Origin of the sequence: Streptomyces sp. NPDC048192, assembly GCF_043202415.1 — a bacterium.
In the GTDB taxonomy this organism is placed as follows: domain Bacteria; phylum Actinomycetota; class Actinomycetes; order Streptomycetales; family Streptomycetaceae; genus Streptomyces.
This window is the reverse complement of sequence record NZ_JBIDAL010000009.1, coordinates 337,591-360,188: the sequence shown is the minus strand read 5'-3', so window position 1 is coordinate 360,188 and position 22,598 is coordinate 337,591. Positions and strand designations below refer to the sequence as shown.

Genomic DNA, 22,598 nt, shown 5'->3' with positions numbered 1-22,598 from the left:
TGCGGGCGTATCGTCCTGCGCGGGGGCGAAGTTGGCCATACGGTACGGCTCATCCGGTGCGGCTCACCGGTACAGCAGGTACTCCCTGCGGATCCGCCGGAACGCGGCGAGCTCCTCCTGCCACGCGCCGGCCACCTCGTCCGTGCCGGCCCCCGCGTCGATCATCGTGCGCACCCGGGTGGAGCCGGTGAGCTTGTCGATCCAGTCGTCCGGCCGCCAGGCGAAGCCGTCCCAGACCTTCCTGGCGGTCACCAGCAGGGCGATCCCGGTGCGTACGGGGTCGTAGGCGGCCCGGTCGTGGACGTGGATCTGCACCCCGCCGACCGTCCTGCCCTGGAACTTGGAGAAGGTGGGCGCGAAGTACGCCTCGCGGAACCGCACGCCGGGCAGCGCGAGTTCGTTGACGGCGGCGGCCCAGCGGCCGTCGATGCCCTCGGCGCCGAGCAGTTCGAACGGCCTGGTGGTGCCCCGGCCCTCGGAGAGGTTGGTGCCCTCGAACATGCAGGTGCCGGAGTAGACGAGCGCGGTGTCCGGGGTCGGCATGTTCGGGCTCGGCGGCACCCAGGGCAGCGCGGCGGTGTCGTACCAGTCCGAGCGCTTCCAGCCGGTCATCAGGACGGTGTCCAGCTCGACCGGCCTGCTCAGGAACTCTCCGTTGAACAACCGCGCCAGCTCGGCGACGGTCATGCCGTGGGCCTGCGCGATCGGCTGCCGCCCGACGAACGTGGCGAACTCCTTGTGCAGCACCGGCCCGAGGGCCTGGCGGCCGGTCACCGGATTGGGCCGGTCGAGGACGACGAACCGCTTGCCCGCGAGCTGCGCGGCCTCCATGCAGTCGTACAGCGTCCAGATGTAGGTGTAGAAGCGGGCGCCGACGTCCTGGATGTCGAAGACGACCGTGTCGACGCCGGCGGCGGTGAAGACGTCGGCGAGCTGCTGTCCGCTCTTCAGGTACGTGTCGTAGACGGGCAGGCCGGTCGCCGGGTCGTCGTAGCGGCCTTCGGAGCCGCCGGCCTGCGCGGTGCCGCGGAAGCCGTGCTCCGGGCCGAAGACGGCGGTCAGCCGCACGCGGGGGTCGGCGTGCATGACGTCGACGATGTGCCGGACGTCGCGGGTGACGCCGGTGGGGTTGGTGACGATGCCGACGCGCGTGCCCTGCAGCAGGGCGTAGCCGTCGGCCGCTAGCCGCTCGAACCCGGTGTGCGGTTCGTCACGGCGGCCGGGCGTGGCGGGAGGGGACGCGGGAAGCGCCGCCACGGTTGCCGATGCGAGGAGGTTCCGTCTGGACAGATGCATGACCAGAGGTTGAGGCAGTGGGCCTTCCTTCACACATACCGACCGGTTAGTCTCGCGTGAGCGGAGCCGATGCGCGCCGCGCTGAGTCGTGTCGAAGGAGACCGATGGTGGAATCCGTGCAGGATGCGGGAGTGGTCGTCACCGGGGCCGGCGGAGGGATCGGCGCCGCGCTGGCCCGGCGCTTCGCCGCCGAGGGCGCCCGCGTGGTCGTGAACGACCTGGACGGCGACAAGGCCAAGGCGGTCGCCGAGGAGATCGGCGGGACCGCCGTGCCCGGAGACGCCTCCGCGATCGTCGGCGACGCCCGGGACGCGCTCGGCGGAGCCGTCGACGTCTACTGCGCCAACGCCGGCGTCGCCTTCGAGGACGGCGCCGCGGACGGCCCGCTCGACGAGCGGACCTGGGCGGTCTCCTGGGACGTCAACGTGATGGCGCACGTCCGCGCCGCCCACGAGCTGCTGCCGGACTGGCTGGAGCGCGGCGCCGGGCGGTTCGTGTCCACCGTGTCGGCCGCCGGACTGCTCACCATGATCGGCGCGCCCTCCTACAGCGTCACCAAGCACGGCGCCTACGCCTTCGCCGAGTGGCTGTCGCTGACCTACCGCCACCGCGGCCTGAAGGTGCACGCGATCTGCCCGCAGGGCGTGCGCACCGACATGCTGGCCGCCACCGGCAGCGCCGGCGACCTGGTGCTGCAGCCCACCGCGATCGAACCGGACGCCGTCGCCGACGCCCTGTTCCGGGGCATCGAGGAGGACCGCTTCCTGATCCTGCCGCACCCCGAGGTCGCCGAGTACTACGCGACGCGGGCCACCAGCCCCGACCGCTGGCTGGCCGGCATGAACCGCGTCCAGCGCACGTGGGAGGAGTCCCGGTGACCGCCTCCCGGTACGCGGCGCGCCCCTGGCTCGCCCTGCTCGACGACGCCCAGCGCGCCCCCATAGACCCCGCCGACTCGCTCGTGCACGCCCTGCGCACCGCCGTCGCCGAGGCGCCCGAGCGCACCTTCCTCGCCTACTTCGACGCCCGGCTGAGCTACCGCGAGGCGGACGAGCTGAGCGACTCCGTCGCCGCCCACCTCGCTGCCCGCGGCCTGGAGCCCGGCGACCGGGTGGCCGTGCTGCTGCAGAACTCCCCGCACTTCGTGCTCGCCGTCCTCGGCGCCTGGAAGGCCGGCGCGACCGTCGTCCCGGTCAACCCCATGTACAAGTCGGGCGAGATGGGGCACATCCTGCACGACGCCGAGGTGACCGCGCTGATCTGCTCCGACCGCGCGTGGGAGGGGTACCTCAGGAAGACCGCCGCCGACTCGCCGGTGCGGATCGTGCTCACCGCGACCGAGCGGGACTTCCAGACCCGCGACGACGCGCGCGTGCTCGGTTTCGAGCGCCTGCCCCAGGCGCCGGACGCCGACGACCTGGTGGCCGTCGCCCGGCAGGGCGGCACGGCGCCCGCGGGCCGCGACCCGCGCCCCGGCGACATCGCGCTGATCAGCTACACGTCCGGTACGAGCGGCACGCCCAAGGGCGCCACCAACACACACGGCAACATCATGCACAACGCCGAGCGGCAGCGGACCGGGCTCGCGCTGCCCGAGGCGCCCGTCTACTACGCGCTCGCGCCGCTGTTCCACATCACCGGCATGGTGTGCCAGTTCGGCGCCTGCCTGAACAGCGCCGGCACCCTGGTCCTCACCTACCGCTTCGAGCCCGGAGTGGTCCTGGAGGCCTTCGCCGAGCACCACCCGCACTACACGGTCGGACCGTCGACGGCGTTCATGGCACTGGCCGCCCGCCCGGACGCCACCCCGGAGCACTTCGCCTCCTTCGTCAACATCTCCTCCGGCGGAGCGCCGGTGCCCCCGGCCCTGGTGGAGACGTTCCGCGAGCGCTTCGGGCCGTACATCCGGGTCGGCTACGGCCTCACCGAGTGCACCGCCCCCTGCGCCTCGGTGCCGCCCGGCCTGGAGGCGCCCGTGGACCCCGTCTCCGGGACGCTGTCGGTGGGCCTGCCCGGCGCCGACACGGTCGTCCGGATCGTGGACGAGCGCGGCGAGGAGGTGCCCTTCGGGGAGCAGGGCGAGATCGTCGTACGCGGGCCCCAGGTGGTCCCCGGCTACTGGCGGCGCCCGGACGCCACCGCCGAGTCCTTCCCGGACGGCGAGCTGCGCACCGGCGACATCGGCTTCATGGACGAGCAGGGCTGGCTCTACGTCGTCGACCGCAAGAAGGACATGATCAACGCGTCCGGCTTCAAGGTGTGGCCCCGCGAGGTCGAGGACGTGCTGTACACCCACCCGGCGGTGCGCGAGGCGGCCGTCGTCGGTGTCCCGGACGGCTACCGTGGCGAGACGGTGCGGGCGTACATCAGCCTGCGGCCGGGCGCCGAGGCGACCCCGGACGAACTCGCGGCGTACTGCAAGGAGAGACTGGCCGCCTACAAATACCCGCGTCAGGTGGAGATCCTGCCCGATCTGCCCAAGACGGCGAGTGGCAAGATCCTCCGTCGGGAACTGCGTTCCCGCGCGCAGGACATTCGGTAAGCATCACGGAAAGGCAGGTGGCGGCAGTGCCCAGGACGACGGACGGAGACGGGACGCCCGTTCCGCAGCGGCTGCTGGCCGCCGCCACCCGGCTCTTCGCCGAGCAGGGCTACGACCGCACCTCCGTGCAGGAGATCGTGGAGGCGGCCGGCGTCACCAAGGGGGCGCTGTACCACTACTTCGGCTCCAAGGACGACCTCCTGCACGAGGTGTACGCGCGCGTGCTGCGCATCCAGCAGGAACGGCTCGACCACTTCGCCGGCATGGACGCGCCGGTGGAGGAACGGCTCAGAGCCGCCGCGGCGGACGTGGTCGTCACGACGATCGACAACCTCGACGACGCGTCGATCTTCTTCCGGTCCATGCACCACCTCAGCCCGGAGAAGAACAAGCAGGTGCGCGCCGAGCGCCGGCGCTACCACGAACGCTTCCGCGCGCTGATCGAGGAGGGCCAGAAGGCGGGCGTCTTCTCCACGGCGACCCCGGCCGACCTGGTGGTGGACTACCACTTCGGCTCCGTCCACCACCTGTCCACCTGGTACCGCCCGGACGGCCCCCTCGCCCCGCAGCAGGTCGCCGACCACCTCGCCGACCTGCTGCTGCGCGCGCTGCGTCCGTGAGAGCAACGAAGTGAAGTGAGGGGCGGCCGCCCAGGGCGGCCGCCCCTCACCCGTGCTCCCTCACAGGTACTTCTTCAGCTCCCGGCGCGCCAGCGAGCGCTGGTGCACCTCGTCCGGGCCGTCGGCCAGCATCAGGGTGCGGGCGCTCGCGTACAGCTCGGCCAGCGGGAAGTCCTGACTCACCCCGCCCGCGCCGTGCAGCTGGATCGCCCGGTCCAGGATGCCGACCACCGCGCGCGGCGTGGCGATCTTGATGGCCTGGATCTCGGTGTGCGCGCCTTTGTTGCCGACGGTGTCCATCAGCCAGGCCGTCTTCAGCACCAGCAGCCTGAGCTGCTCCACCGTGACCCGCGCGTCGGCGATCCAGTTCTGGACCACTCCCTGCTGGGCCAGCGCCTTGCCGAAGGCCGTACGGGCGACGGCCCGCCGGCACATCAGCTCGATCGCCCGCTCGGCCATGCCGATCAGCCGCATGCAGTGGTGGATCCGGCCGGGGCCGAGCCGGGCCTGGGCGATGGCGAAGCCGCCGCCCTCCTCGCCGATCAGGTTCGACACCGGCACGCGCGCGTGGTCGAAGACCACTTCGGCGTGGCCGCCGTGCGAGTGGTCCTCGTAGCCGAAGACCTGCATGGCGCGCTTGACGGTGACGCCGGGGGTGTCGCGCGGGACGAGGACCATGGACTGCTGGCGGCGGATGTCGGCGCCGTCGGGGTCCGTCTTGCCCATCACGATGAAGATCCTGCAGTCCGGGTTCATCGCCCCGGAGATGTACCACTTGCGGCCGGTGATGACGTACTCGTCGCCGTCCCGCTCGATGTGCGTGGTGATGTTGGTGGCGTCGGAGGAGGCGACCTCCGGCTCGGTCATCGCGAACGCCGAGCGGATCTCGCCGGCGAGCAGCGGCTCCAGCCACTGCTTCTTCTGCCGCTCGTCGCCGAACTGCGCCAGCACCTCCATGTTGCCCGTGTCGGGCGCCGCGCAGTTGGTCGCGGTGGGCGCCAGGTGCGGGGAGCGGCCGGTGATCTCGGCGAGCGGGGCGTACTGGAGGTTGGTGAGTCCCGCGCCGTACTCGGCGTCGGGCAGGAAGAGGTTCCACAGGCCCTGCCTGCGGGCCTCGGCCTTCAGCTCCCCGACCACGGCCGGGGTGTCCCACGGGGAGGCCAGCGCGGCCCGCTGCTCCTCCGCCACCGGCTCGGCCGGGTAGACGTACTCGTCCATGAAGGCCAGCAGCTTGGCGCGCAGCTCCTCGGTGCGCGCGTCGAACGCGAAGTCCATGACCGGTCAGCCTTCCTGGAGAGTGGTCAGTCCGTGGTCGATGAAGACGGGCACGAGGTCCCCGATCCGGTCGAAGCCGCGTCCGACCGTCTGGCCGAGCGTGTACCGGTAGTGGATGCCCTCGAGGATGACGGCGAGCTTGAACCAGGCGAACGCCTCGTACCAGGAGACGGCCGAGACGTCCCGGCCCGAGCGCTCGGCGTACCGCTGGACGAGCTCCTCGGGAGAGGGGTGTCCGGGCGCCTCGGCGGTGGTGGAGACGGGGGAGTGGGCCATGCCCAGCGGCCGGCTGTACATCACCAGCAGGCCGAGGTCGGTGAGCGGGTCGCCGAGGGTGGACATCTCCCAGTCGAGGATCGCGTTGATCCGGTCGTCGTCCCCGATGAGGACGTTGTCGAGCCGGTAGTCGCCGTGCACGACGGCGGGGGCGGGCGAGTGCGGCAGCTCCCGGCCCAGGGCCGCGTGCAGTTCGTCGATGCCGGCCAGCTCGCGGTTGCGGGAGGCGTCCAGCTGCTTGCCCCACCGGCGCAGCTGCCGGTCCAGGAAGCCCTCAGGCCGGCCGAAGTCCTCGAGGCCCACCCCGGCGGGGTCCACCGCGTGCAGCTCGACCAGCGTGTCCACCAGGGACAGCACCGCGTTGCGGGTGCGCTCGGCGCCCAGCGGGGCGAGCTGCTGTGCCGTGCGGTACGGGGTGCCCTCGACGAACTCCATGACGTAGAACGGCGCCCCGAGCACGTCCTCGTCCTCGCACAGCAGCACCGGGCGCGGGACCGGTACGTTCGTCGGGTACAGCGCGTCGATCACGCGGTGCTCGCGCCGCATGTCGTGGGCGGTGGCCAGGACGTGGCCGAGCGGCGGCCGTCGTACGACCCACCGGGAGGCGCCGTCGGAGACCGCGTAGGTGAGGTTCGACCGTCCGCCCTCGATCAGCCGGCCGGTCAGGGGGCCGGTCACCAGACCGGGGCGCTCGCGGTCGAGCTGGGCGCGCAGCCGGTCCAGGTCGAGTCCGGGCGGGTGGTCGGCGCTCATACATCACTCCTACGAACGGGTGAACACGATGCAGCCATGATGCCGACCGGTCGGTATGCCGTCCAGTAGGTGTACCCGCCACAAGGCGAAACGTGACGGGAGCCACGATAGGCCGACGGCCTCCCGGCGCGCTGCCGGAAAGCCGTCGGCCTGTTCCCGTGTGTTCCCCGCCAAGGGGTTCAAGGGGTCAGTGGTCGTCCCAGTGGCCCTCGTGCTCGGCGTGCCGGTGGCCGCCGTGCAGATAGTCGACGTGGTCGCCGTGGCGCACCTGGGCGTGCCCGCACTCGTCGTAGTGCACGTGCTCGTGGCCCTGGTGGACGGTGTGCCCGCCCGGTTCGCACTCGTCCCAGTGACCCGCGTGCTCGCGGTGCAGATGCCCGTCGTGCGCGTAGTCCAGGTGGTCGCCGTGCGACACCGCGTTGTGCCCGCAGCCCGGACCGTGGCGGTGCGTGCCGTGCTCGGTGTGTTCCTGATGAGGGGTGGTCATGGTGCCCGCCTTCGTACCGCTTGCGTGGCGCACGAGTACCCCGGAGGGTCGAGGACATGAAGGGCATCAGCTACCGCCGCTACGGCGGACCCGAGGTGCTGGAGTACGGCGAGGTGCGCGACCCGAAGGTCGGCCCCGACCAGGTGCTGGTCCAGGTCCGCGCCGCGGCCGTCAACCCGGTCGACTGGAAGTGCCGCGAGGGCCATCTGGACGCCGTCCTGGACGCCGTCTTCCCGGTGGTCCCCGGCTGGGATGTCAGCGGAGTGGTCGTCCGGCCCGGCGCCGCGGTCACCGAGTTCGCCGCCGGCGACGAGGTCGTCGGCTACTGCCGCGAGGACTTCCTGTCCCGCGGCACCTTCGCCGAGTACGTCGCCGCGCCCGTGCGCACCCTGGCCCGCAAGCCGCGCACCCTGTCCTTCGAGGAGGCCGCCGGTCTGCCGCTCGCCGGGCTCACCGCCTACCAGGTGCTGGTCAAGGCGCTCCAGGTGCGGAGCGGGGAGACCGTGCTGGTGCACGCGGCGGCCGGCGGGGTCGGCTCCCTCGCCGTGCAGATCGCCGTCCACCTGGGAGCCCGGACCATCGGCACGGCGAGCGACCGCAACCACGCCTACGTCCGCGGCCTCGGCGGCGAGCCGGTGGCCTACGGCGAGGGCCTGGCCTCACGGGTGCGCGCGCTGGCCCCGGACGGGGTGGACGCGGTCTTCGACACCGTCGGCGGCGACACTTTGAAGACCTCCGCCAACCTGCTCGCTCCGGAGGGCCGGATGGCGTCGATCGCCGACCCGGAGGTGGTGCGTTACGGCGGCCGCTACTGCTTCGTCCGCCCGGACGCCCAGGACCTGGGCACCCTCGCCGCCCTCGCCGACAGGGGCGTGATCTCGGTGCACGTCCAGGAGACCTTCCCGCTGGAGCGGGCGGCGGACGCGCAGCGGCTGAACCAGGAGGGCCGCACCCGCGGGAAGATCGTGGTCACCGTCGGCCGGCAGGAGGCGGAGGGCGCCGTCTGGGCCAGGGACGAGGAGCGCCTGCTGTACGGCGCCGGCCAGAACGGCATGCTCTAGACGACCAGCGCCGCCGCGCACACCGCCAGCGCCACCGCGCACAGCGCCGCCGCCGCCGCGTGCCGGGGGGCGAGCGCCGCCGGGCGGGGAGCGGCCGCAAGGGCCCGGATCCGGCGGTTGGCCACCAGCAGAAAGCCCAGGAACAGCGCGCAGCACAGGACGCAGACGGTCACACCGGCGGGCGTCGGACCGCCGTGCAGGGTGGTCTTCACGGCGAGGACGGCGGCCACCGCGGCCGAGAGGGTCGTACGGCGCCAGGCCAGCCGGGTGCGTTCCGGCTGCAGCCCGGGATCGCGCCGGGCCGGGCTCACCCCGCCCATCCGGCCAGCACCACGACGACCATCGCCACGGCCACCACCGCGACCACCAGCCCGAGCAGCGCCGGGAACCGGGACGCGGGCAGGTCCTCGCCGCGCCGGATCGCCCGCTCGCAGCGCACCCAGTGGTTCACCGCGCGCAGGGAGCACAGCACGCCGGCGCCGAGCAGCGCGAGCGCGAGACCGGCCCGCCACGCCCAGCGCAGATGGGGCAGGAACTGGTCCACCGCGAATCCGCCGCCGATCAGCGCGAGCGCCGTGCGCAGCCAGGCGAGGAAGGTGCGCTCGTTGGCCAGGGAGAAGCGGTAGTCGGGCGTGCCGCCCTCGTCCCGCACCCGCTCCGGCGCGAACCACAGCCGGATGTTCGTCACGAAGTCGCTCACGCGGCCGACCCTACCGGGCGGTCACCGGGCCGGGCGGAAGGCCTTCAGCCGCTCGTACGCCGCCAGCCCGTCCGGCACCCACTCCCATTCCCCGAGCCGCCGCTCGACCTCCTCCTCGGTCAGGAAGCCGTACCACTGGACCTCCTCGGCCTGCGGGTGCACGGGCAGCTCGCAGCGCACCTCGTACACCGCCGACCACCAGCTGTTCCCGGCGCCGTCGTCGTACAGGAACTTGAACAGGAAGTCCGGCCGGGGCAGGCCCGTCACGCCCAGCTCCTCCTCGGCCTCCCGCAGCGCGGCCTCGTCGTAGGACTCGCCCGCCCCGACCACGCCGCCGACGAACATGTCGTACAGCGCGGGGAAGACCAGCTTGGTGGCGGTGCGCCGGTGCACGAAGAGCCGGCCGGCCGCGTCCCGGGCCCGGACGAACACACAGCGGTGGCGCAGTCCGCGGGCGTAGGCCTCGCCGCGCGGGCACCGGGCGATCACCTGGTCGTTCTCGTCGACGATGTCGAGGATCTCGTCAGCGGGGTTCATGCGGCCCATCCAAGCAGAGGCCTCAGCGGCGCTGCAGGTCCCGGGCCGGGGGCTCCGCCTCGGCCGGGCCGCACGGCATCGCCGGGTGCATCCCGAGCAGCACGATGCCCGCGACCACCGCCACCAGACCGGCCGCCTCCCAGGCCAGCGCACCGGTGTCGGTGCGCAGCCGGTCGCCGAGGAAACCGACGCCGCACAGGATCCCGGCGAGCGGCTCGGCCGCGGTGAGCGCGGGCAGCGACATGCGCAGCGGGGCCGTCTCGAAGGCGCTCTGCACCAGCAGCAGCCCGGTCGCCCCGCACACCAGCACCCCGTACGGCTGCCAGCCGGTGAACAGCTCGGCGAAGCCGCCCGCGGAGAACCGGGTGCCGCTCACCCGCGTCAGCGCGTCCTGCACGCCGTACAACAGCCCGGCGGCGGTGGCCAGCAGCACCGGGCCCCAGCTCAGCCGGGACCGTTTGGCGTACGTCGTGAGCACCAGGGCGGCGCCCACCATCGCGCCGATGATCAGCCAGTGCCGCAGCGGGTCGGCGATGGCGTGGCCCGCCCGCGGCTCACCGGCCAGGATGAACGCGCTCACCCCGCCCGCGAGCAGCAGCAGCCCGGCCCAGCCCTGGCGGCCCAGGGGCTGCTTGGTCTGGTGCCGGGACAGGGCGAGGGCGAACAGCAGGTTCGTCGCGAGCAGCGGTTCGACCAGGGAGATCTCGCCCTTGCCGAGGGCGACCGCGCCGAGCACCATCCCGGCGATCATCAGCCCCAGGCCGCCCAGCCAGCGCGGCACCCGCATCAGGTCGAGCAGCAGCCGGAACGTCAGGAAGTCGCTCAGCGGCGCCTTCTGCGCGGCGTTCTGCTGCAGGACGAATCCGAAGCCCAGACAGCAGGCGGCGCTCACGGCGAGAAGGAGAACCAGAACGGACACGCTGCGTACCTCGATCATCCGCCGGACCACGGGTGCGTAGTGGCCGACTGTAGCGCCCCCGGTACGGCATTGACCCGGAAGTGCGCGGACAGAGCAGTTGACCCGCCATCGTGGGGGGCCGGGCGGCCCGGCGCCATGGCGTACGCCACACAGGGGAACCGAACCCCGGGTCCGGCAGCGGTGTCCACCTGGGTGGAGTTACTCAAGTTCCTTGTGAGCAGCGGTAGTTGAAGTAGTGATCAGCCGGTTCGGCTTGACGCAAACCTTGGCTGAGGGTTTGCTGTGCGTGATCGGCCGATGGCAGCTGGAGAAACAGGAAGTCCCGCGGTGCCCCCACTCCCCTCCGTGCTCGGCACCCGCCGGGCCCTCACGGACCCCTCCGGCGACGCCGCCCCGGACCACTCCGGCGCCTTCGACCCCGCCCTCGACGACGCCGAACTGCGCACCGCCCGCGCCGCGTCGGCCCAGGGCCGGCGCCAGGCCGCCCGCTCCCTGCTGCGGCACACCGGCGACGACTGGGACCGCCGCGGCCACCGCCTCACCGTGCTCGCCCGGGAACCGTACGCCGCGGCGTGGGCCCGCGACTGGCTGCAGGCCGACCCCGGCAGCGCCGACGCCGCCGCCCTGTACGCCCTCGCCCTGGTCCGGCACGCCCTGCGCGGCAAGGAGGACCCCGGCCGGGCCCGCGAGGCCTGCGCCGACGCCGCCGCGCTCGCCCCCGCCGACCCCACCCCCTGGCTGGGCTTACTCCGGCTGGCCCGCAGCCTCGGCCCGGAGCGCGAGGTGCTGGCCGCCTTCGCCGAGCTGCGCCGCCGCCACCCCGAGCACCACCACGCCCACCATCTGCTCCTCGCCCGCCTCGCCGAACGCCCCGCAGGCGGCCGGGCGCCCGAGGACCACGAGGTCTACGACCGCGCCGAGCTGGCCGCCGCCGAGGCCCCCGCCGACTCCCCGCTCGCCGTCCTGCCCCTCGTCGCCTACGCCGAGCGCTACCGGGTCCTCGCCGCCACCGGCCTCGCCCCGGCCGACCCCGCCGCCTCCGGCCACTGGTCCGGCCCCCGGGCCCGCCGCCTCCTGCGCACCTGCTTCGACTGGTGGCTGGAGTGGGAGCACGACGAACACCCCCGCCGCCACATCGACCTCAACCACCTCGCCTTCGCCCTGTCCAGCGCCGGCCGCCCCGCCGAGGCCGCGGTCCTCTTCCGGCGCATCGGCCCGCACGCCACCCGCGCGCCCTGGTCCTACGCCCACCGCGACCCGCGGGCGGCCTTCCACGAGGCCCGCACCCGCGCGCTCGGCCACTGAACGCCACGCCGCCGCGCCCCGTACACAAGAAGTGATTACAGAAGTCTGACCGCCCACCCCGGCTCCCTGGCCCCCCACAGCCCCGAGTGCTCGAATGAGAACGTGAACTCCGAACGATCCGAGGAACAGGGCGGCACGCCCATCGGCCGCCGCGTCTTCCTCGGCACCCTCGGCCTGGGCGTGCTCGGCGTCGCCGCCGCGCCCGCGCTGCAACGCGGCCTGGACGGCGTCCTCGGCGCCGTCGCCGGCAAGGACCCGACGGGCCTGACCGGCCTGCTGCCGAACGGCGGCGGCTTCCGCTACTACTCCGTCGCCGCGTCCGTGCCGCGCCTGACCGCCGCCGACTACCACCTGAAGGTCGGCGGCCTGGTCGACCGCCCGCACACCTACACCCTGGCCGATCTGCGCGCCCTGCCGCAGACCCGGCTGGTCAGGGACGTCCAGTGCGTCACCGGCTGGCGGGTCCCCGGCACCCCCTTCGAAGGCGTACGCCTCTCCGATCTGCTGGACGCCGCCGGGGTCCGGCCCACCGCGAAGGCGGTCCACTTCACCTGCTTCGACGGCGCCTACACCGAGAGCCTCACCCTCGACCAGGCCCGCCGCCCGGACGTCCTGGTCGCGCTGCGCATGCAGGACAAGGACATCTCCCACGACCACGGCGGCCCGGTCCGCCTCTACGTCGCCCCCATGTACTTCTACAAGTCCGCCAAGTGGCTCTCCGGGATCACGGTCACCGACCATGTGCAGCCCGGCTACTGGGAACACCTCGGCTACGACGTCGACGCCTGGGTCGGCCGGTCGAACGGACGCACCGATGAGCCTACGAGCTGACGCCCCGGCGCCGACCGCCGCCCGCGTCCACCGCTTCACCCGGGCCGAACGCTGGGTCCACCGCACGACGGCCGCGCTGATGGGCGTCTGCGTGGCCACCGCGGCCGTCCTCTACATCCCCCAGCTGGCGGTCCTGGTGGGCCGCCGCGAACTGGTCGTCCGCGTCCACGAATGCGCCGGGCTCGCCCTGCCCGTCCCGGTGCTGCTGGGCCTCGCCTCCCGCGCCTTCCGCGCCGACCTGCGCTTCCTCAACCGCTTCGGCCCGCACGACAGACTCTGGCTGCGCGCCGCGCTGGCCCGCGACAAACGCCATTCCTCCCGTCCGGCGGGCAAGTTCAACGCCGGCCAGAAGATCTACGCCGCCTGGATCGCCGGCGCCACCCTGGTCATGCTCGGCACCGGCCTGCTGATGTGGTTCACCCACCTCGCGCCGCTGATGTGGCGCACCTCGGCGACCTTCGTCCACGACTGGCTCGCCCTGACCATCGGCGTGGTCCTGGCCGGCCACATCGGCATGGCACTCGGTGACCCGGAGGCGCGGCGGGGCCTGCGCACGGGGACGGTGAGCAGACAGTGGGCGAAGCGGGAGCACCCGCTGTGGCGGCCCTAGCCGCCGAACTCCAGCAGCACCTTGCAGGACCGGCTCCGGTCCGCGGCCAGCACGAACGCGTCCCCGGCCTCCGCCACCGGAACCACGGCACTGACCAGCCCGTCGAACTCCCCCCGCCCGGCCAGCAGTTCCAGCGCGTCGTCGAACTCCGCGCCGAACCGGAACGCCCCCCGCAGCTCGATCTCCCGGCTCACCAGCAGGTTCCCGGCGAACGGCGACTGCCCCGGCGGCAGCATCCCCAGCTGCACGACCACGCCCCCGCGTCGCACCAGCCGCAGGCACGTGTCGAGGCCGGCCGCGACCCCCGACGCCTCGACGGCCACGTCCACCTCCTCCGGCCACCCGGCGTCCCCCGGATCGTCGGCCCGTACCAGCGTGTCGGCCCCGGCGACGGCGGCGTACGCCAGCGCCCGGGGCACGAGGTCGGTCACCGTCACCCGTGCCGCGCCGGCCGCCTTCGCCGCCGCGACCACCAGGCAGCCGATCGGCCCGGCCCCGGTCACCAGCACATGCCGGCCGGTCACGTCCCCGGCCCGCCGTACCGCGTGCAGCGCCACAGACAACGGCTCGGCGAGCGCTGCCCGGCGCAGACCGAGCCCCTCCGGCAGCGCCCGCACCTGCCCGGCCGGTACGGCGATCCGCTCGGCGAAGCCGCCCTGGACGTGTGGGAAGCCCGCGCTGCCCAGATAGCGGGTGTCCCGGCACACGTTGGCCCGCCCGGCGGCGCACTCCGGGCAGCGCCCGCACGGCGTGGCGGGGTGCACGGCGACCGCCGTACCCGGCGCGGGACCGGTGGCTCCGGGGCCGTAGGACACCACCGTGCCCACCACCTCGTGCCCGAGCACCATCGGCTCCCGGAGCCGGAAGTCGCCGACCCCGCCGTGCCGCCAGTAGTGCAGATCGGAGCCGCACACCCCGCCGTAGCGGACGGCCACCAGGACCTCGCCGGGCCCGGGCCGCGGCACCGGCAGCTCCGCCACGCGCAGGTCGCCCGCGCCGTGGATCACACAACCCGGCATCGCCGCGGCCCCTTTCACAGCACGCTCGTCATGCCGCCGTCGACGTACAGGACCTGGCCGCCGACGAAGTCCGCGGCCGGCGAGGCGAGGAAGAGCAGTCCGCCCACCAGGTCCTCGGTGCGGCCCCAGCGGCCGGCCGGGGTGCGCCGGCGGACCCAGGCGCTGAACTCCTCGTCCTCCACCAGCGGCCGGGTCAGCTCGGTCTCGATGTAGCCCGGCCCGAGGCCGTTGACCTGCACGCCGTACGGCCCCCAGTCCGCGCACATGCCCTTGGTGAGCATCTTCAGTGCGCCCTTGGCGGCCGCGTACGGCGCGATGCCGGGCCGGACGACCTCGCTCTGCAGCGAGCAGATGTTGACGATCTTGCCGTGGCCGCGCCGCGTCATCCGCCGGGCGGCCTCGCGGCCGACGAGGAAGGCACCGGTGAGGTTGGTGTCCAGGATCCGGTGCCAGTCGGCGTCGGTGAACTCCAGCAGGGGCGCGCGCAGTTGCATGCCCGCGTTGTTGACGAGGATGTCGAGCGGGCCCACCCGCTCCTCGACGTCCGCGATCCCGGCGGCCACGGACGGCCCGTCGGTCACGTCGAACACCGCGGTGTGGATCCGGTCCCCGGGCAGCTCGCGGGCCGCCTCGGCCAGCCGGTCCGGGTCGCGCCCGTTGAGGACCACCGTGCAGCCGGCCTCGGCCAGGCCCCGTGCCAGCGCGAGGCCGATGCCCCGGCTGGAGCCGGTGACCAGGGCGGTGCGGCCGGCGATGTCGAAGAGCGGGTGACTCATCGCCGTACCCCTACAGGATCAGCGACAGGACCAGGACCAGAGCGCCGGCGACCACCGAGAGGATGGTCTCCATGAGCGACCAGGTCTTCACCGTCTGCCCGACGCTCAGCCCGAAGTACTCCTTCACCAGCCAGAAGCCGGCGTCGTTGACGAAGCTGAAGAAGAGCGAGCCGGCGCCGATCGCCAGGACGAGCAGCGCGGTGTGGGTGGTCGACGTGCCGGCCGCGAGCGGCGCGATCAGACCGGCGGCGGAGACCGTCGCCACCGTCGCCGAGCCCGTCGCCAGCCGGATCACCACGGCGATCAGCCAGGCGAGCAGCACCGCCGGGATCGACCAGTCCTTGGAGACGTCCAGGATCATCTGGCCGACACCGGAGTCGATCAGCGTCTGCTTGAAGCCGCCGCCCGCGCCGACGATCAGCAGGATGCCGGCGATCGGCATCAGGCCCTTCTCGACGGTGTGCTGCAGCCGCTCCTTGCTGAACCCGGCGGGCCGGCCCAGCGTGAAGAAGCCGACGAGCACGGCGGCGAGCAGGGCGATCATCGGGGAACCGATGACGTCGAAGACGCGCTGGGTGTGGTCCGCCGGGTCGTCCACGACGATGTCCACCAGCGCCTTGAGCAGCATCAGCACCACGGGCAGCAGCACCGTCGACAGGGTCGCGCCGAAGCCCGGACGGCGCTGGAGCTCCTCCGAGGGCCGCTGCGGCAGCATCCGCTCGGGCGCCGGGACGTCCACCCAGCGGGCCGCGACCTTCGAGAACAGCGGACCGGCGACGATCACCGACGGTATGGCGACCAGGATGCCGAGCGCCAGGGTCACGCCCAGGTTGGCCTTCAGCGCGTCGATGGCGACCAGCGGGCCGGGGTGCGGCGGGATCAGGCCGTGCATCACGGACAGACCGGCGAGCGCCGGGATGCCGATGCGCATCAGGGAGTAGTTGCCGCGCTTGGCGACCATGAGCACGACCGGGATCAGCAGCACGATCCCGACCTCGAAGAACAGCGGCAGGCCGATCACGGAGGCGATCAGCACCATCGCCCACGGCATCGCCCGCCCCCCGGCCTTGGCGAGGATCGTGTCCACGATCTGGTCGGCGCCGCCGGAGTCGGCGAGGAGCTTGCCCAGGATCGCCCCGAGCGCGATCAGGACGCCCACGCCGGCCACCGTGGAGCCGAGCCCGGTGGTGAAGCTGGTGATGGCCTTGTCGAGCGGTGCTCCGGCGACCGCCCCGAGCGCCAGCGACCCGATGGTCAGCGCCAGGAAGGCATGGAGCTTGAACTTGGTGATGAGCAGGACGATCACGGCGATGCCCACCAGGACGGCGATGCCCAGCTGGGCGTGTCCGGCGGAGGTGATCGGCGGAGGCGCGTCCGCTGCCAGCATCTCGACGCTGAGTCTGGTCACGGGGTTCCCTTGCGGTTACGGGGGGACGGGGGTGAGTGCTACGCGGTGGTGTCGGGAAGCGCCTCGAGTGCCTTCGCGGCACGCTCGGTGATCTCCTGCGGGCTGCCGGCGACGTCCACGGCGACTCCCGCCTCGTCCGGGCCCAGCGGCTCCAGCGTGGCGAACTGGGAGTCCAGCAGCGCGGTCGGCATGAAGTGCCCCTGCCGCTGCGTCATCCGCTCCTCGATCAGCTTGCGGTCGCCGGTGAGGTGCACGAACACCACGCCGGGAGCGGCGGCCCTGAGCCGGTCGCGGTACGACCGCTTCAGCGCGGAGCTGCTGACCACCCCGCCCAGTCCGGCCCGCCCGTGCGCCCACTGGCCGATGGCGTCCAGCCACGGCCACCGGTCGCTGTCGTCGAGCGGGATCCCGGCCGACATCTTGTCGATGTTGGCCTGCGGGTGGAAGTCGTCGCCCTCGGCGTACGGGACGCCCAGCCGCGCGGCGAGCAGGGGACCGATCGTGGTCTTGCCCGTCCCCGCGACGCCCATCACGACGACGACCTGGGGGGTTCGCATGTACTGCCTCGCTGTCTTCCTCGACATCCGACGCCACGGCGGCGTCGCCACACTGAAACCCATTAGGTACGACGAATTCAAGAGTCTGTGACATATAAGTCTGACTTTTTCAGCCGGTGATCCACGCCGTACGCTGAGTGCATGACCACACCGGGCCGGGGGCTGCACGGCCGTGTACTGGACACCCTCGGCCCCGCGATCACGGCGGGCGAGTACCCGCCGGGCAGCGTGCTGCGCACCGACGAGCTGGCACAGCACTTCGAGGTGTCACGCTCCGTGATGCGCGAGGCGGTCCGGGTCCTGGAGTCCATGCACCTGGTCGCGTCCCGCCGCCGCGTCGGCGTCACCGTCCGCCCGAAGTCCGAGTGGAACGTCTACGACCCCCAGGTCATCCGCTGGCGTCTGGCGGGCGCCGACCGCCCGCACCAGCTGCGCTCGCTGACCGTGCTGCGCGGCGCGATCGAACCGGTCGCGGCCGGCCTCACCGCCAAGCACGCCACGGCCGAGCAGTGCGCCGAACTCACCGAGCGCGCGCTCGGCATGGTCGCCAACTCACGCGGCCACCGGCTCGAGGAGTACCTGGTGCACGACATCGCCTTCCACCGGGTCATCCTGAACGCCTCGGGCAACGAGATGTTCGCCCGGCTCGGCGACGTCGTCGCGGAGGTCCTCGCCGGCCGCACCCATCACGAGGTCATGTTCGAGGACCCCGACCCGGCCGCGGTCACCCTGCACGTGCAGGTGGCGGAGGCCGTCCGCGCGGGCGACGCCGCCCGCGCCGAGGAGCTGACCCGGCAGATCACCGTCGGCGCCCTCCAGGAACTGGACATCCTGGCGCCCTAGTTCCCGCGGAGGGGCACGGCCTCAGTCCAGGAAGTCCCCGTCCACGTACACCCACGCCCCGCCGACCCGCTCGAACCGGCTGCGCTCGTGCAGCGAACCGCCCCGGTAGGAGGCGCGGAAGGTCACCGTGCCCGCGGTGTGGAAGGCGGACCCGTCGGTGGTGTCCAGGATCTCCAGCCCCGTCCACCGCATCCGCGGATCCAGCTCCAGTCGCTCGGGCCGGGTCTGCGGATGCCAGGTCCGCAGCAGATACCCGGCGTCCCCCTTCACGAACGCGCTGCACCGCGAGCGCATCAGCGACTCGGCGGTCGGCGCGCTCCCGGCCCCCGTGTGGAACCGGCCGCAGCAGGCGTCGTAGGACCGGGGGAGTCCGCAGGGGCAGGCACGCGAGGTCATGGGCACATTCTGCCCGCACGACAGGAGGCGTCCGCCCCCGGCCGGGTGCACAGTGGAAGGGCAGTGCAGCCCAGGGAGGCGGACGACGATGACCCGACCCGCGATGAGCCGTCCTCCGGCCGTCAAGGAATGGCGGCTGAACCTCTACCTCTCCGAACACGATCCGGAGACCACCGCCCGGATCGTCCTGGACACCGGCGACAACGTCCTGGAGGGCCGCGCCGAGGCCCGCCGCAGCCCCTACGACCCGGACGTGCCCGAGATAGGCGACGAACTCGCCGCCGGACGCGCCCTGATCGCCATGGGCCGCAGGCTGCTGCGCGCCGCCGACGGGGACATCAGGGCGGTCGGAGCGGCCGACGCCGAGGAGGACCTGTCCCCGCTGTGGCTCGACCGCGGATGACACGTACCGCCGGCCCCCGCGTCACCGAAGTCACCGGCCCTTGCGCAGGAACCGGCGCAGCTTCGTCAGCGGCCAGGTGTTGATCACGTCGTCCCCGGTGAGCCAGCCGCGCTGCGCGGTGCCGACGCCGTAGCGCAGCTGCGCGAGGTGCGGGATGGAGTGCGCGTCGGTGTTCACGGCGAACCTCACCCCGTGCTCCCGCGCGCGCAGGACGTCCTCGTCGCGCAGGTCCAGGCGGTCCGGCTGGGCGTTGACCTCCAGCGCCGTGCCGGTGCGCGCACAGGCCGCGAACACCTCGTCCCAGTCGGCGTCGACCCCCGGCCGCTTGCCGATCAGCCGGGTCGTGGGGTGCCCGATGATGTTCACACACGGGTGCTCGCAGGCCCGCACCAGCCGCCGGGTCATCGCCTTCCGGTCCAGGTCGAAGTGCGAGTGCAGCGAGGCCACGCACAGGTCGAAGCCGGCCAGGAAGTCCTCCGGCCAGTCCACCCCGCCGTCCGGATCGATGTTCAGCTCCGTGCCGTGCAGCAGCCGCATCCCGCGGTGCGCGCCGTCCAGCTCCCGCACCCGCTCCCGCTGGGCGAGGATCTTCTCGTCGGTCATGCGCTGCATGTAGAGGTTCGGCGCGTGGTCGGTGACCGCGTAGTACGCGTAACCGCGCTCGGCGGCGGCCGCCACCATCTCCTCCAGCGGGGCCAGGCCGTCGGTGAGATCGGTGTGGGTGTGCAGGTCGCCGCGGATGTCCCGCTCCGTCACCACCTCGGGCAGCTCACCGTTCAGGGCGGCCTCGATCTCCCCGCGGTCCTCCCGCAGCGCCGGCGTGATCCACGGCAGCCCGAGCCGGGCGTACACCTCCTGCTCGGTCCGCGAGGCCAGCGACTCCCCGCTCTCCGCGTCGAACAGGCCGTACTCGGACAGCTTCAGCCCCTGGTGCACGGCGATGGTGCGGGTGCGGATGTTGTGCGCCTTGGAACCGGTGAAGTACTGCAGCGCCGCGCCCCACGACCCCGGCGGCACCACCCGCAGATCGACCTGGAGCCCCTTGCCCGTGCGGACCGACGTCTTCTTCGAACCCCGCGCGACGACCTCCGCGGTGGCCGGCAGCTCGCACAGCGCCGCCATGAACGGCTCCGGCCTCTCCGCGGCGACCAGCAGATCCAGATCCCCCACGGTCTCCCGCATCCGCCGCAGCGAGCCGGCGTACGCGCAGCGCGTGCACCCGGTCACCCCGGACAGCTCGGCGAGGATCTCCTCGGCCGTGTCCAGCGCCAGCGACAGCGGCACCCGGGCGCCCGCCCGCTGCAGCAGCTCGATGCCGTGCCGGATGTTCTCCTGCGTCTTCTCGCCGAAGCCCTTCAGATCGGCCAGTGCGTCCGCCTCGATCGCCGCCGCCAGCTCGTTCACCGACGAGATGTGCAGGTCCTCGTAGAGCCGCAGCGCCTTCTTCGGACCCAGGGTGGGAATCGTGATCAGCTCCCGCACCCCGGCGGGGATCCTCGCCCGCCGCTCCTCGACCACCGCCATCTTCCCCGTGCGCAGGTACTCGGCCACCTTGTCGGCGATCGACTTGCCCACGTTCGGGATCTCCCTCAGCCCGTCCTCGTCGAGCCCGGAGATGTCGGCCGGATACCCGCCGATGGCACGCGCGGCCTTCTCGTAGGCGCGCGCCCTGAAGGCGTCGCCTCCCGTGATCGCGACGAGGTCCGCGTACTCCTGCAGGAGCGCCTCGACCTCGTCATTGGGCCGGGCCACCCCTCAAGTGTGGAACCCGGCCCCGGGGAGAAGCAAAAGGCCCCTGCAGAGCAGGGGCCTCGCTGGTGTCCGAGGGGGGACTTGAACCCCCACGCCCGATAAAGGGCACTAGCACCTCAAGCTAGCGCGTCTGCCATTCCGCCACCCGGACAAGGTGTCTGTCGTGCTCGGGACCCTTTCGGCGGGGTCTCCCTCGCGGCGACGAAGGAAACATTACCAGGCTTTCGGAGGTGGCCGATCACCCCGGCCCCCGGCGCCGGCCGTGCGTGAACGGCGTGTGACGGGCGGGCACCGGTCTTGGGCGGTGGACGGGACAGAGGGAGGATGTGGAGGACCACCAGCAGCGACAGCGCGGGAGGAAGCACGTGAGCGACACGGGCACGACCAGGAACGTCACCGGCGAGGACGAGGTCGTGGACCTCTGCCGCGAGCTGATCCGGTTCGACACCAGCAACTACGGCGACCACTCGGGCCCCGGCGAGCGCCAGGCCGCCGAGTGGGCCGCCGAGAAGCTCGCCGAGGTGGGGCTCGAGCCGGAGATCTACGAGTCGCACCCCGGCCGCGCCTCCACGGTGGCCCGCATCGAGGGCGAGGACCCGTCCCGGCCCGCGCTGCTCATCCACGGCCACCTGGACGTCGTACCGGCCAACGCCGTCGACTGGACCCACGACCCGTTCTCCGGGGAGATCGCCGACGGCTGCGTCTGGGGGCGCGGCGCGGTCGACATGAAGGACATGGACGCCATGACCCTCGCGGTCGTGCGCGACCGGCTGCGCAGCGGGCGCCGGCCCCCGCGGGACGTCGTCGTCGCCTTCCTCGCCGACGAGGAGGCCGGCGGCACCTACGGCGCCCGCTACCTGGTCGACCACCACCCCGAGCTGTTCGAGGGCGTCACCGAGGCGATCAGCGAGGTCGGCGGCTTCTCGTTCACGGTGAACGAGCAGCGCCGGCTCTATCTGATCCAGACGGCCGAGAAGGGCATGCACTGGATGAAGCTGACCGTCGCCGGCACCGCCGGGCACGGCTCGATGATCCACCGGGACAACGCCATCACCGAGCTGTCCGAGGCCGTCGCCCGGGTCGGCCGGCACAAGTTCCCGGTGCGGGTCACCAAGACCACCCGGGCCTTCCTCGACGAACTGGGCGACGCGCTCGGCACCGAACTGGACCCGGAGGACATGGAGTCCACCCTGGCCAAGCTCGGCGGCATCGCCAAGCTGATCGGCGCCACCCTGAGCAACACTGCCAACCCGACCCAGCTCAACGCCGGTTACAAGGTCAACGTCATCCCCGGCGAGGCCACCGCGCACATCGACGGCCGCTTCCTGCCCGGTCACGAGGAGGAGTTCCTCGCCGACCTCGACCGGCTGCTCGGCCCCCGTGTGCACCGCGAGGACGTGCACGCCGACAAGGCCGTCGAGACCGGCTTCGACGGGGCGCTGGTGGAGGCCATGCAGTCCGCGCTGCTCGCCGAGGACCCCACCGCCAAGGCGATCCCCTACATGCTCTCCGGCGGCACCGACGCCAAGTCCTTCGACGACCTCGGCATCCGCGGCTTCGGCTTCGCCCCCCTGAAGCTGCCGCCGGAGCTGGACTTCGCCGGCATGTTCCACGGCGTGGACGAGCGGGTGCCGGTGGACGGGCTGCGGTTCGGGGTGCGGGTGCTCGACCGGTTCATCGACGCGTCGTGAGCCCTGCCGGGGGAATTCGGGCGGCCGTGCGAGGGTGACTGAGAAGGGTGAATGCGACCATAAGCTCGTAGCTCCATTACTCCCTCCTCGTTACAGGTGATGCGATCCCGCACCTTGGGATCGCTTTGCCAACAAGGAGGAATAATGATCAAGAAGGTCGTCGCTGCTGCGGCTGCCACCGGTGGGCTGGTTCTCGCGGGCGCGGGCCTCGCCGTCGCCGACTCCGGTGCCCAGGGTGCCGCCGTGCACTCCCCGGGTGTCGTCTCCGGCAACGTCATCCAGGTGCCCGTGCACGTGCCGGTGAACGTCTGCGGCAACACGGTCAACGTGATCGGGCTCCTGAACCCCGCCTTCGGCAACACCTGCGTCAACCACTGACGCCGGCTCCCTGGAGGGGACCGTCGGTCCCGAGGGGGCGTCCTTGACGAGCCGTCGGCCTCGGAGTGCGCGCCATGCGCTCCGAGGCCGACCGGCCTTTCCGACCGGTCCGTTCTCTTTCGGATCTCCTCCGGAAATCTTCCGGAACACTTCCGGATCTCTT

The 22,598-nt window shown here is 72.5% G+C and carries 25 protein-coding genes and 1 tRNA gene; 11 read left to right on the top strand and 15 right to left on the bottom strand.

The genetic code is table 11. From position 1 onward, the window contains the following. Positions 1-63: 63 nt before the first annotated feature. Entirely contained in the window at positions 64-1,296 is a 1,233-nt protein-coding gene (locus ACGFZN_RS21755; RefSeq protein WP_393860108.1) for an exo-beta-N-acetylmuramidase NamZ domain-containing protein, read from the bottom strand. 104 nt (positions 1,297-1,400) lie between these two features. Here ACGFZN_RS21755 and ACGFZN_RS21750 point away from each other — a divergent pair, with 104 nt between their 5' ends. From ACGFZN_RS21750 to ACGFZN_RS21740, 3 genes are read left to right on the top strand one after another with little or no spacing between them, the layout of a single operon-like run. Further along, on the top strand, positions 1,401-2,174 hold the full coding sequence (locus tag ACGFZN_RS21750) for an SDR family oxidoreductase (protein ID WP_393860107.1): 774 nt from the start codon (positions 1,401-1,403) through the stop codon (positions 2,172-2,174). Beyond that, positions 2,171-3,838, top strand: coding sequence for a class I adenylate-forming enzyme family protein (locus tag ACGFZN_RS21745; protein ID WP_393860106.1), 1,668 nt, complete (start codon positions 2,171-2,173; stop codon positions 3,836-3,838). The genes ACGFZN_RS21750 and ACGFZN_RS21745 overlap by 4 nt, the downstream gene beginning before the upstream one ends. A gap of 26 nt (positions 3,839-3,864) precedes the next feature. Continuing rightward, positions 3,865-4,458, top strand: coding sequence for a TetR/AcrR family transcriptional regulator (locus ACGFZN_RS21740; protein ID WP_393860105.1), 594 nt, complete (start codon positions 3,865-3,867; stop codon positions 4,456-4,458). Positions 4,459-4,518: 60 nt separating this feature from the next. Here the strand turns inward: ACGFZN_RS21740 and ACGFZN_RS21735 are convergent, their stop codons facing one another. The 3 genes from ACGFZN_RS21735 to ACGFZN_RS21725 form a co-directional block, all read right to left on the bottom strand. Then, positions 4,519-5,733: an acyl-CoA dehydrogenase family protein gene (locus ACGFZN_RS21735; protein WP_393860104.1), complete on the bottom strand. Its 1,215-nt coding sequence runs from the start codon at positions 5,731-5,733 to the stop codon at positions 4,519-4,521. A 6-nt stretch (positions 5,734-5,739) separates the two neighbouring features. Then, on the bottom strand, positions 5,740-6,762 hold the full coding sequence (locus ACGFZN_RS21730) for a phosphotransferase family protein (protein WP_393860103.1): 1,023 nt from the start codon (positions 6,760-6,762) through the stop codon (positions 5,740-5,742). Between the two features lie 187 nt (positions 6,763-6,949). Beyond that, on the bottom strand, positions 6,950-7,249 hold the full coding sequence (locus tag ACGFZN_RS21725; protein WP_393860102.1) for a hypothetical protein: 300 nt from the start codon (positions 7,247-7,249) through the stop codon (positions 6,950-6,952). A gap of 56 nt (positions 7,250-7,305) precedes the next feature. Here ACGFZN_RS21725 and ACGFZN_RS21720 point away from each other — a divergent pair, with 56 nt between their 5' ends. Beyond that, positions 7,306-8,310, top strand: a complete 1,005-nt coding sequence (locus ACGFZN_RS21720) for an NADP-dependent oxidoreductase (protein WP_393860101.1) — start codon at positions 7,306-7,308, stop codon at positions 8,308-8,310. On the opposite strand, the gene ACGFZN_RS21715 is transcribed toward ACGFZN_RS21720, so the two are convergent. The 4 genes from ACGFZN_RS21715 to ACGFZN_RS21700 are packed head-to-tail and all read right to left on the bottom strand — an operon-like array spanning position 8,307 to position 10,484. Beyond that, positions 8,307-8,630, bottom strand: a complete 324-nt coding sequence (locus ACGFZN_RS21715; RefSeq protein ID WP_393860100.1) for a DUF202 domain-containing protein — start codon at positions 8,628-8,630, stop codon at positions 8,307-8,309. The genes ACGFZN_RS21720 and ACGFZN_RS21715 overlap by 4 nt on opposite strands. Further along, positions 8,618-9,010, bottom strand: a complete 393-nt coding sequence (locus ACGFZN_RS21710; RefSeq protein WP_393860099.1) for a YidH family protein — start codon at positions 9,008-9,010, stop codon at positions 8,618-8,620. The genes ACGFZN_RS21715 and ACGFZN_RS21710 overlap by 13 nt, the downstream gene beginning before the upstream one ends. 21 nt (positions 9,011-9,031) lie before the next feature. Beyond that, a complete protein-coding gene (locus ACGFZN_RS21705; protein WP_393860098.1) occupies positions 9,032-9,547 on the bottom strand; it encodes an NUDIX domain-containing protein in 516 nt (171 codons plus the stop codon). 22 nt (positions 9,548-9,569) lie between these two features. Then, entirely contained in the window at positions 9,570-10,484 is a 915-nt protein-coding gene (locus ACGFZN_RS21700; RefSeq protein ID WP_393860097.1) for a DMT family transporter, read from the bottom strand. Between the two features lie 309 nt (positions 10,485-10,793). Between ACGFZN_RS21700 and ACGFZN_RS21695 the strand changes: the two genes are divergently transcribed. The 3 genes from ACGFZN_RS21695 (at position 10,794) to ACGFZN_RS21685 (ending at position 13,212) form a co-directional block, all read left to right on the top strand. Then, positions 10,794-11,771, top strand: a complete 978-nt coding sequence (locus ACGFZN_RS21695; RefSeq protein ID WP_393860096.1) for a hypothetical protein — start codon at positions 10,794-10,796, stop codon at positions 11,769-11,771. 102 nt (positions 11,772-11,873) lie between these two features. Continuing rightward, complete coding sequence (locus tag ACGFZN_RS21690; RefSeq protein ID WP_393860095.1) at positions 11,874-12,602, top strand: molybdopterin-dependent oxidoreductase; 729 nt, start codon at positions 11,874-11,876, stop codon at positions 12,600-12,602. Further along, positions 12,586-13,212 carry a cytochrome b/b6 domain-containing protein gene (locus ACGFZN_RS21685; protein WP_393860094.1) on the top strand — a complete coding sequence of 209 codons (627 nt, stop codon included), beginning with the start codon at positions 12,586-12,588 and terminating at the stop codon, positions 13,210-13,212. The genes ACGFZN_RS21690 and ACGFZN_RS21685 overlap by 17 nt, the downstream gene beginning before the upstream one ends. Here ACGFZN_RS21685 and ACGFZN_RS21680 read toward each other — a convergent pair. From ACGFZN_RS21680 to ACGFZN_RS21665, 4 genes are read right to left on the bottom strand one after another with little or no spacing between them, the layout of a single operon-like run. Then, positions 13,209-14,231, bottom strand: coding sequence for an L-idonate 5-dehydrogenase (locus tag ACGFZN_RS21680; RefSeq protein ID WP_393860093.1), 1,023 nt, complete (start codon positions 14,229-14,231; stop codon positions 13,209-13,211). The genes ACGFZN_RS21685 and ACGFZN_RS21680 overlap by 4 nt on opposite strands. A gap of 14 nt (positions 14,232-14,245) precedes the next feature. Then, the gene (locus ACGFZN_RS21675) at positions 14,246-15,007 is read right to left on the bottom strand and encodes an SDR family oxidoreductase (RefSeq protein ID WP_393860092.1); all 762 of its coding nucleotides are present in this window, start codon (positions 15,005-15,007) and stop codon (positions 14,246-14,248) included. Between the two features lie 10 nt (positions 15,008-15,017). Further along, entirely contained in the window at positions 15,018-16,415 is a 1,398-nt protein-coding gene (locus ACGFZN_RS21670; RefSeq protein ID WP_393860091.1) for a gluconate:H+ symporter, read from the bottom strand. A 38-nt stretch (positions 16,416-16,453) separates the two neighbouring features. Beyond that, positions 16,454-16,972 (bottom strand): gluconokinase, encoded by a 519-nt coding sequence (locus tag ACGFZN_RS21665; RefSeq protein ID WP_393860090.1) that lies wholly within the window; start codon positions 16,970-16,972, stop codon positions 16,454-16,456. Positions 16,973-17,113: 141 nt separating this feature from the next. Between ACGFZN_RS21665 and ACGFZN_RS21660 the strand changes: the two genes are divergently transcribed. Further along, a complete protein-coding gene (locus ACGFZN_RS21660) occupies positions 17,114-17,815 on the top strand; it encodes a FadR/GntR family transcriptional regulator (RefSeq protein ID WP_393860089.1) in 702 nt (233 codons plus the stop codon). A gap of 21 nt (positions 17,816-17,836) precedes the next feature. Here the strand turns inward: ACGFZN_RS21660 and ACGFZN_RS21655 are convergent, their stop codons facing one another. Then, positions 17,837-18,211, bottom strand: a complete 375-nt coding sequence (locus tag ACGFZN_RS21655; protein WP_393860088.1) for a YchJ family protein — start codon at positions 18,209-18,211, stop codon at positions 17,837-17,839. Between the two features lie 88 nt (positions 18,212-18,299). Here ACGFZN_RS21655 and ACGFZN_RS21650 point away from each other — a divergent pair, with 88 nt between their 5' ends. Continuing rightward, entirely contained in the window at positions 18,300-18,614 is a 315-nt protein-coding gene (locus tag ACGFZN_RS21650; protein ID WP_393860087.1) for a dsRBD fold-containing protein, read from the top strand. A 30-nt stretch (positions 18,615-18,644) separates the two neighbouring features. On the opposite strand, the gene polX is transcribed toward ACGFZN_RS21650, so the two are convergent. Together polX and ACGFZN_RS21640 are read right to left on the bottom strand one after the other, a co-directional pair. Continuing rightward, a complete protein-coding gene (gene polX / locus ACGFZN_RS21645; RefSeq protein ID WP_393860086.1) occupies positions 18,645-20,366 on the bottom strand; it encodes a DNA polymerase/3'-5' exonuclease PolX in 1,722 nt (573 codons plus the stop codon). Positions 20,367-20,429: 63 nt separating this feature from the next. After that, positions 20,430-20,517, bottom strand: a tRNA-Leu gene (locus tag ACGFZN_RS21640). A gap of 214 nt (positions 20,518-20,731) precedes the next feature. On the opposite strand from ACGFZN_RS21640, the gene ACGFZN_RS21635 reads away from it, so the two are divergent. Both ACGFZN_RS21635 and chpH read left to right on the top strand, forming a co-directional pair. Further along, on the top strand, positions 20,732-22,057 hold the full coding sequence (locus ACGFZN_RS21635) for a M20/M25/M40 family metallo-hydrolase (protein ID WP_393860085.1): 1,326 nt from the start codon (positions 20,732-20,734) through the stop codon (positions 22,055-22,057). Between the two features lie 144 nt (positions 22,058-22,201). After that, positions 22,202-22,435 carry a chaplin ChpH gene (gene chpH, locus ACGFZN_RS21630; RefSeq protein WP_351804149.1) on the top strand — a complete coding sequence of 78 codons (234 nt, stop codon included), beginning with the start codon at positions 22,202-22,204 and terminating at the stop codon, positions 22,433-22,435. Positions 22,436-22,598 lie beyond the last annotated feature (163 nt).